This window comes from Bradyrhizobium sp. Kon58, from assembly GCF_055807455.1.
This window is the reverse complement of record NZ_JBVVOT010000079.1, coordinates 1-2163: the sequence shown is the minus strand read 5'-3', so window position 1 is coordinate 2163 and position 2163 is coordinate 1. Positions and strand designations below refer to the sequence as shown.

Below are 2163 nucleotides of genomic sequence, written 5' to 3'. Positions count from 1 at the left end.
ATGCCCGTGATGTGCGAGGAGATCTCGTCGGTGGCCTTTGCGGTCTGGCTCGCCAGCGACTTCACTTCGCTGGCGACAACTGCAAAGCCGCGGCCGGCTTCGCCGGCGCGCGCCGCCTCAATGGTCGCGTTGAGCGCCAGAAGATTGGTCTGTTCGGCGATCGCCGTGATGAGCTTGACGACTTCGCCGATCTGCTGGGCGGCATGCGAGAGCTTGCCGATGCGGTTATCGGTCTCCTTGGCCTGCACCACGGCAGCTTCGGCAATGCGGCTGGAATCGCGGACCTGGCGGCCGATCTCCTCGACCGAGGCCGAAAGCTCTTCGGTCGCGGTCGCGACCGACTGCATGTTGCTGGAGGCCTGCTCGGAGACGTCGGCGACCTGGCTCGACAGGCTCTGCGTGGTCTCGGCGGTACGGGTCAGCGTCGAGGCCGCCGATTCCAGCTGCACGGCGGAGGCCGAGACGTTGGAGACGATGGCGCCGACCGCGCTCTCGAAATCGTCGGCGAAACGAATCAGCTCGGAGCGGCGGCTTGCGGCCTGCTCCCTGTTCTGGAGTTCGTTGGCAGCGGCGTCGCGCTCGGCCTTGGCCACGGCCTGCACCTTGAATTCCTCTACCGCGCCGGCCATCTCGCCGATCTCGTCCTTGCGGCCCAGGCCCGGCAGCACGACCTCGAAATTGCCCGAGGCAAGCTCGCGCATCGCCTTGCACATCGCGATCATCGGACGCGAAATGCCATTGCCCAGCATCCAGGCCAACGCGGCGCCAATGGCGAGGCCGCCGAGCGCCATCATCAGCATCGTCCGCTCGGTCTCGCTGATGGTGGCATTGGCGCTCACCTCGATGCGCTGCTGATCCGCCGTCAGCTCCGACCGCAGCTCACCCGAGAGCTTGAGAATGGACGCAGCCGTTTTGGTCATGTCGCCGTTCAGCTTGACGATGACCTTCACGTTCTCGGTCAGCTTCGAAAAGGAGGTGCGGTACTGCTTCAGGAGATTGCTGATCTCGGTGACGCGGTCGGTGATCTTCTGGTCGTTGGCATAGATCGAGACCAGCAACGTCTCCAGGAACTTGATGCGGGCGGTCACGCCGTCGGCGGTCTTCGGCTCCGGCTTGGCGACGAAGGCGCTGACCGAGGTGGAGACCGCAAGGTATTGCGATGTGATGTCCTTGGCCGTGCCCTGAACCGAGTTCAGGCCCGCCAATGCCGCGGTATCGGCAAGATCGTCGAACTTGAAGCGGATCTTGTTGCCGACGCTGTTGAGCTCATCCGTCGCGATCTTGCCGTTCTCGCGCGTCAACGTGATGATCTCGCCGAAGACTTTGGTAAAGCTCTTGAAGTCGGCTTCGAGCTTGCCGACCTGCTCGCGGCGCGCGGCGCCCGTGGTGGCCGCCCCAGACTTGGCGATCGCGGCCCTCAAATTCTCTTCGGCCGCTTTGGCGGCGGTCTCGTCATCCGCCGCACCGGTCAGCGTGTAGGCCCGCGCCAACCCCTGGTAGGCGATCAGCTCGCGATCGACCGTCCGCGCAAGGTCCGCTTCGGCGACGCTGGAGCGGTAGGAGGCCACGGCCGCCTGGATCCGCTCGAAGCCGTAATAGGCGAAAGCCATGCTGACGGCGAGGATGGCGAGCACCGCCACGAAGCCGAGGATAATTTTTGCGCGAAAACGCAAGGTGAGCAGCTTCGATGTGGTCGGCTTCGACTTGACGGGCATTCCCCACCCCATTCCATTCGCGGAAAACCAGGCGCAGCCCGGAAGCAGCCCGCTTCCTGACGCGTGAGCACGGTAAATGGCAAAGGATAAGCGGCGGTAAATTTGTGGCGCCGCAACCGGCGGTTAGGTGACGCAGGTCTCGTCGTACTGGACAAGCGGAGCGGAGCGCTGAGGACTCATTACCCAGGGAGCGGTTTGGCGATGACTCGGAGTTAGCAGTTCGCCCGATAACTGCTGCTTGGGGTAATGGGTCCTGGCTTTCGCCAGGACGATATTGGCGGGAATGCCCCTACGCCGCCCGGATATTGCCCATGAAGCGGTCGAGCTCGGCGCGCAGACGGGTGCTTTCGGACGACAGTGTCTTGGCCGAATGCAGCACCTCTTCCGAGGCCGAGCCGGTTTCGGCGGCGCCGCGGTTGACCTGGCCGATGTCGGTGGCGGCGGTCTG

1 protein-coding gene is annotated in these 2163 nt (G+C 64.3%); it reads right to left on the bottom strand.

What is annotated here, in order from left to right:
• A partial coding sequence (locus AC0L20_RS39455; RefSeq protein WP_473295581.1) for a methyl-accepting chemotaxis protein occupies positions 1 to 1715 on the bottom strand: 1715 nt, incomplete at its 3' end.
• Between the last annotated feature and the right edge of the window lie 448 nt (positions 1716 to 2163).